This window comes from Bacillus litorisediminis (genome assembly GCF_022808645.1).
Classification (GTDB): domain Bacteria; phylum Bacillota; class Bacilli; order Bacillales; family JC228; genus Bacillus_BF; species Bacillus_BF litorisediminis.
In genome coordinates, this window is sequence record NZ_JAKZKT010000084.1 from 1 (window position 1) to 7,047 (window position 7,047).

The following is a 7,047-nucleotide window of genomic DNA, read 5'->3' on the forward strand; positions in this document are numbered from 1 at the left end:
GCTGACTTCTAACTGTTCAGCTATCTATCGCTAGATAGGTTACCAAGAGTACTTGGCTTTCCAGTCAGATCTCCCCAGGTAAGAGTGCAATCTTTCCCTCCAAATATCTGCTTCATTTACTCTGTATCATCTTTGGCAGAAAGGACTTTGTTTTGTTATGCAAACTCATCCAATGATACCTAGCCTTATATGAAGTTCGTGTTCCTCAGACCGGAGGTTTGCCGCTCGCTTCCTTCAGATTCCGTGTCACCACGGACACCCTTGCGTTAAGCTACTGTTACTTCTGCCTTCACAGTTCGGGACTTTCACCCTATAGATTGCACCCATGCTGGGCGCACATAAAAAAGGCTGTTCTAAAGGGGAAAACACCCTTTTAGAACAGCCTTTTTATGATATTTTAACCACAACTGTTTTGTTTATCATTTTCAACCAATGATTGAACCTTTACCGGTTTCCAGCCTTGGCCGTCAACCCATTCAATGTAGACCCGATACGGCTCACTTGCACCGCCTTTTGTTGTTACAGTGCCGATAACTTGCTCACCGCCGCCATTCTCAACACACCAGTATGTTAAACCAGCTGTTGATGTATTTAGAGCGACAGCTATCGCCTGCTGCATTTCTGCCCAGTCTTGGGAGCCAGTTGAGAAATTCTTCGTATGCTCTCCCTGCTGCTGGGTTCCAATTGGCTGCCAGCCAGGATTCACATATGTTTCTTTTACGTTGGGATCATTGCTATCTTCCACAATGGTTTGATTTTCTTGCGGTAAATCTGTTTCTCCTTCTTCAGATGGTTCTTCAGATGGATCTGTTCCTTCGTCACCAGCTTCATTGGAGTCTGGACTTTCTGTCTCTTCTTCAGCAGGTTCTTCTGTATCTTCACCTGTTTCATCCCCTGCTTCTTCGTCTGCAGGGCTACCGTCTATATTTTCTGAATTGTTTTGTGGATTCGTTGCCTCTAATGCAGCTTCATCATTGTCAGACCCAAAGAAAATATTGGCACCGACAATGACTATTAATAATACAACGATACCAATTAAACTATTTAAAATGAGGTTGGTTTTTCTTTTTTTAGACCTTGTTTGAGCTCTAGACCCAATATAAAAGTCTTTATAATCATTTTTCAAGTTCCTCTCCCCTTTCTTGACAACCGGAAGTTCGCTTTTTAATACAATCTCTATTATATTATCATGAACCCGTTTTTACTTGAAGTCCAAGCATTGTTTGTAAAAGGATTGAAATAATTTAGTCCCTTCCTATATAACAGTATGAGTCAGTTTCCTTTTTCAGCATCGTTCTCTTGATTTCTTTTTTGATCAAGATTATAAAGACCTTGGACAATATCACTGAACAGCTGATTGATTCCTCCTTGATCAGAAGGCACACCCAAATTCACAACAACTAGTGCATATTTTGGATTATCAAATGGGAAGTATCCGGCAAACCACTTATTGTGGAGCTGTGAACCATTTTTTTCAATTCCTGTTTCTGCTGTTCCCGATTTTCCTGCCACCTCATATGAGAGGCCTTGAAACCATCTGCCGGTTCCCTCATTGTTGACCACAACTTCTCTTAAAAGATGCTGCAATTTCATAGCAGTATACGGAGAAATCGTTTCTCCCTCTTGTTTTTGCACGGGGAACTCAAAAAAGTTTGTATTATTTTTGTAGTTTAAATCACTGACTGCACGCGCCATTAATTTTTCTCCTCCGCGGGCAATAGTTGCCATCATACTCGCCACGCCTAAAGGGGTTGCTCGTACCTCATGCTGACCAATTGCAGTAAGTCTTACTAAATTGGAATCAGTTCGATCTTCTTCCTTGCTAAAGACACGACCAGTCTTTTCATCCCGAAGCTGCCTGAAATCGTTATAATGGAAAACATCCCCCACCCAGCCGTTTAAACTGGTAAGTGATAGCTTTTCAGCATATTTTTCCAAAAGGGTTGGATCCTTTTTTTGAATTTCTTCAGCTAAAAGCGCAAACGTACGGTTACAGCTTTTTGCGAAGCTTTCTTCCAGATTCAGGTAACCATAATTGAAGTTCGGATCTACTTCATCCCTTATCGTTAAACTGCAATTATATGTCTTTGACGGCAAATCCATCTCTAAATCAATCGCAGCTGCGGCAACTACGGTTTTAAATACGGAACCTATAATTTGTGGGGTTAGCATAAAATTAATGGCTCCTTGATCGTCAAAGGGTGCTTTTTCATTTATATGTGGCCGGGAAACCATTCCTAAGATGTCATTGGTTTCTACATCCAGCAGCACAACTCCTCCGTTTTGAATCTTATGCTTATCGGTCAACGACTCTAGCATCTGCTGTATTTCTAAATCGAGAGTTGTTTGAACATTTACTGGATAAAAAGGATTAGCTGGATCAATGTATTTTACATCAATGCCAAACAATGGGCCCCCCATCGCGTCGACATGATAGAGAAGCTTTGTTTCTCCTTCCTGTAAAATAAACTCATCAAAGCTTTCCTGTAATCCAGTTATTCCTATCACCGTATTGACTGGCAGATCTCTGGCACCATATCTCTTCTTTAAGACATCAGGATTCTCCCTTACAATGCCAATCAGCTGTTCAGCTGGTATCTCTTTTCTCGTAAATTGCTTATGAACAGCAAAGACCCCTGGTATTTGAAGGTCATTAATACTCTTCATCTGATGATCTGTCAGTACAAATGGATTATTGCCTCCAAAAATAAAAGGTTCTTTTGCCTTCTCTATCGCCTGGTTAAGTTGAGCTTCCGATACCCCGAGAATCCTCGCTACCGCCTCCCGATTCCATTCCATTTCTTTTAAAAAGGGAAATAGTACAAGGGAAGGCACAGAAAAATGGGTAAGTGATTCCCCGTTCCGATCAAGGAATTTCCCTCTTCCCTGATCGATTACTACCTCTTGGGTTCTTTGGTCAACACTGGCCTCTAATAAATTAATATTTCGATCTGTAAAATTTTCGGTTTCGATTAATTGTATTTGTGTCAATCGGCCTAATAAAATCATCAATAAAAGGAATATAGTGCAGACCAGCACGTACATGCGTTTTTTTCTAATCATAAAAAACACCTCGCCAACATTGTTGACGAGGTGCAGCAACTTTAGACTAGCTAATAGATACTATTTTCACATTCATTTCCCCACCTGGAGTTTGGACAACTACTTCATCGCCGACTTTTTTGCCGAGTAAGCTTTTCGCAATTGGGGAATCATTTGAGATTTTTCCTTCAAACGGATCGGCTTCCGCACTTCCTACAATGGTATAAGTTTCTTCTTCACCGTCAGGAAGTTCGATAAATGTCACGGATTTCCCTAAAGAAACGATATCTGTACTCATTTCATCTTCTTCAATAATTTTTGCATTTCGAATCATATTTTCTAAGGTAGTGATTCTGCCTTCGACAAATGCCTGTTCCTCTTTGGCAGAATCATACTCTGAGTTCTCAGAAAGATCACCGAAGCTGCGGGCAATTTTTATTCTCTCCACAACTTCTTTTCTTTTTACAGTTTTTAGATGTTCTAATTCTTGTTCTAATTTTTCTTTCCCTGCTCTTGTCATCGGGAAAACTTTTTCTTGTGCCATGTTTCCTTCACACTCCTTCAATCCATAAAAACCATTTTTTTCCAATATCTAGCGGGTACAGAAAAAGAATGCGATAATAATCGCACCCTTTTAATAATTGCGCTTTTATTAGTTCCCCTATTGTCCATATTCATATGCTATTGTTTCATAAAAATGATTTTTGTTCAAGAATTGTTTGAATTTTTGTAACCATCAGGTCAATCGCTACATAATTTTGTCCGCCTTCTGGGATAATGACATCAGCATAACGCTTCGTCGGTTCGATAAACTGATTATGCATCGGTCTGACGACATGAATATACTGGTCAATAACAGAATCAATCGAACGTCCTCTTTCTTGAATATCTCTTTGTATTCTGCGGATTATGCGCAAATCTGCATCCGTATCTACAAAAAGTTTGATATCCATTAAATCCCGAAGCCGTTCGTCTTCTAAAACTAATATACCTTCCAATATAATAACATCTTTTGGTTCAACTCTAATAACTTCATTAGAACGTGTATGAAGGCTGTAATCATATACTGGCTTGTTAATTGGAATGTAATTAATCAGCTGCTCCAGATGGTCAATCAGCAAATCGTTATCAAATGCCAGCGGATGATCATAATTCGTTAGAAGTCTTTCTTCAAATGGTAAATGAGATTGGTCCCTATAATATGAGTCTTGCTCAATCATGAGGATTGAATGACCCTGAAATCTATCATAGATTGCCTTTGTAACACTTGTCTTGCCTGACCCAGATCCTCCAGCAACTCCGATAACAACCGGCTTCGCTCTCATATTAGTGCTCCTTTCTCATTAAATCAAATCGTAAAGGACCTATAAAAGGTAAGTTTACCTATTTTTCGTATTTCCATACAAATACATAAAAAACTATTTATTCCTTTTTCCTTGAAACGGCTAGTCCATCTCCAACCGGAAGTAAAACAGTGTCAAAGGACGGATGGGAATGAAGCCACTCATTATAGGAATGGATTTTTGCAATCATTTTTTCAATCCGCTTGTTTACTTCTTGATTGGTCTGTGCAACCAAGCCCTTGAATAATACATTATCTGAGAAAATAAAGCCACCCTTTTGAACATACGGACTATACAGCTCGAAAAATTTTTGATATTGCCCTTTCGCTGCATCGATAAACAAAATATCAAAAGGTGCATGCTTTGCCACTTCATCAGAAATTTCCAGGGCATCCCCAACTAAAATCGTAATGGCTTCACTTTGCTTTTTTTCGGCGATAAAATGGTTTGCTTCTTCTACCCGATTAAGATCTCTCTCAATCGTAAAAACATGGCTATCAGGGCATGCTTCTGCCATTTTTAAAGCGGAATATCCGATCGCCGTCCCTATCTCCAGCACTCTTTTGGGCTGCAGAAGACGGAAATAATGAAGCATTACCAGCAACCCGCTTTTTTCCATAATCGGGACTGAATGTTTTTTTGCATATTCTTCCATCCTTTGAAAGAATGAATCCTCTTGCGGGTTAAGCTGGGAAATATAATCCTTTATATTCGAAAAAACCGAGCCAGACAAAAGAAAATGCCTCCTTAAAACATTGATCAAAACACTTGTTGGACCAATGAAGTAAATACGAACTTCCCTATAGTACCATAAAAAAGAGGGGAAAGAGAAGTCTCTTTCCCATACCCTATTATTTTTTATACTTTAAGTATTATTGGCAGCATTGAAGATCAATCAACACTAGTGGCCAATTTTAGGTATAAAATGTGACGGGCAAGATGCATGAGTCAAGCAAAGCCACTGGAGTTGGCGTATTAAGTTTGATTAGTGCAGGCTTGCAATCGCCTGTGCCTAAGGATTGGCGCTATCCACGTTTTCTTTAAGTTTCGCTTGAAATATGCTCCGCTTTTTTAACATTATGCTCTTCAAGCGTTTCTGAGAAAAGGACTTGACCTTCTGGGGTTGCAAGGAAGTATAAATAATTCGTCTCTTCCGGATTCAATGCTGCCTCTATCGAGGACACACCAGGATTCGCAATCGGTCCAGGCGGTAAACCAGCGTTGGTATACGTATTATAAGGTGAATCAATTTCTAAATCCTCATACATAGTTCTTTCCTGATGTTCCCCCTTTGCATAAAGGACCGTTGGATCCGTTTGTAATGGCATACCGATTTCCATTCGGTTGTAAAATACACTGGAAATCAAATGACGATCCACAGATTCAGTTGCCTCCTCTTCAATGAGAGAGGCTAGTGTAAGCGCTTGATGAACCGTGAGCTGTCTTTCTTCGAGCAACCCCTGGTATTCCATTAGCACATCGGATGTTTTAGATAACATCTTACGAACAATAGCTTCGACTGTATGTTCATCTTCATAGTAGGAATAAGTAGCTGGGAACAAATATCCTTCGAGCGGATATTTAATCGATTCATTTAAAATATCTTCTGTCAAAATAAACGGGAACTCATTCATCATCTGCTCGATAAAGGCTGGATCATTTAAAGTTGTAAATACTTCCTCTTTAGTTTGTCCCGTTTGTTTTGCAATCCTGCCTGCAATATCTTCTAGCCACAATCCTTCAGGAATGGTTACCTTAAAATCAACTTCCCTTACGACTTTGCCGGTCTTTAGACTTTGAATAATTTGATCAAACGTCATAGAAGGGGAAAGTTCATATTGTCCGGCCTGGAAGCCCGATTCGTTTTTAAACTTTATGTAATATTTAAAGATGGTCGCATCTTTAATAATGTCCCCATCCTCCAGGATGTTTGCAATAGCTGTGACACTTGACCCAATTGGGATTTCAATGTCTTTATATTCTCTGCTTTCGGGATCTGCTGGTTTTAAGGCTGAACTAACGTAAAGAATTCCTCCTAAAACTGCTCCGCCGACAAATAAGAATAAAGTAGTCGTAATGATAAAAACAATTCTTCTGATTGTTTTCGCCTCGCGCTGTCTTTCAAGCCATTTTTCCTGTATGATTTCTTTATTATTTTCTTGCTCATCTGTGCTTTTCAATTTGTTTTCACCCACTTACTGAGCTATTTTTCTACTATTTTTCTCAATCTTTTGTTCCCTTATTAACACTGCCTATGAAAAAAGACCCGCTTCATTAGTATTTTACAAGTCATCTATTATCTGTCAAGCTTTACCGCCTTATCCCATTTGAAATAAGGTCGCTAGTCCTGAAAAAAGGTTCTCCGTCAAATGTTGGGGTGATGACTAATTGTCGTCACCCTTAACCAATGTGAACCCCAATTCCTTTATATTGATGTGAAAGTAATATTTTGGCTCTAAAGCGTTTAAAGCTTCTAAAGCCAAATGCGTTTCGTTTTAATACTTTGGTTGAGTTATTGATCCCTTCCAAAAAACCATTGGAAAAGTTATATGCAAAACTATTAAGAATTTCGGTTTGCCAGTTTTGAATGGTTTGAATGGCCTTTTTCATTTCTGGAATTTCAGAAGCCTCAACCAGTTGATAAAAATCCTTTAGTTCTTGT

The 7,047-nt window shown here is 39.2% G+C and carries 7 protein-coding genes; all 7 read right to left on the minus strand.

The annotated features are described in order from the left end of the window. Positions 1-397: 397 nt before the first annotated feature. On the minus strand, positions 398-1,126 hold the full coding sequence (locus MLE14_RS21495) for a DUF1510 family protein (RefSeq protein ID WP_243300451.1): 729 nt from the start codon (positions 1,124-1,126) through the stop codon (positions 398-400). 146 nt (positions 1,127-1,272) lie between these two features. After that, on the minus strand, positions 1,273-3,063 hold the full coding sequence (locus tag MLE14_RS21500) for a peptidoglycan D,D-transpeptidase FtsI family protein (RefSeq protein ID WP_243300452.1): 1,791 nt from the start codon (positions 3,061-3,063) through the stop codon (positions 1,273-1,275). A 46-nt stretch (positions 3,064-3,109) separates the two neighbouring features. Then, positions 3,110-3,586 carry a transcription elongation factor GreA gene (greA, locus tag MLE14_RS21505; RefSeq protein WP_243300453.1) on the minus strand — a complete coding sequence of 159 codons (477 nt, stop codon included), beginning with the start codon at positions 3,584-3,586 and terminating at the stop codon, positions 3,110-3,112. A gap of 145 nt (positions 3,587-3,731) precedes the next feature. Next, positions 3,732-4,367: a uridine kinase gene (gene udk / locus MLE14_RS21510; RefSeq protein ID WP_243300454.1), complete on the minus strand. Its 636-nt coding sequence runs from the start codon at positions 4,365-4,367 to the stop codon at positions 3,732-3,734. 97 nt (positions 4,368-4,464) lie between these two features. Further along, positions 4,465-5,118, minus strand: a complete 654-nt coding sequence (locus tag MLE14_RS21515; protein WP_243300455.1) for an O-methyltransferase — start codon at positions 5,116-5,118, stop codon at positions 4,465-4,467. A gap of 307 nt (positions 5,119-5,425) precedes the next feature. Then, positions 5,426-6,565 (minus strand): endolytic transglycosylase MltG, encoded by a 1,140-nt coding sequence (gene mltG / locus MLE14_RS21520; protein ID WP_243300456.1) that lies wholly within the window; start codon positions 6,563-6,565, stop codon positions 5,426-5,428. 220 nt (positions 6,566-6,785) lie between these two features. Next, positions 6,786-7,047 (minus strand): transposase (locus MLE14_RS21525; RefSeq protein WP_243298557.1); only part of this gene is annotated, 262 nt, incomplete at its 5' end.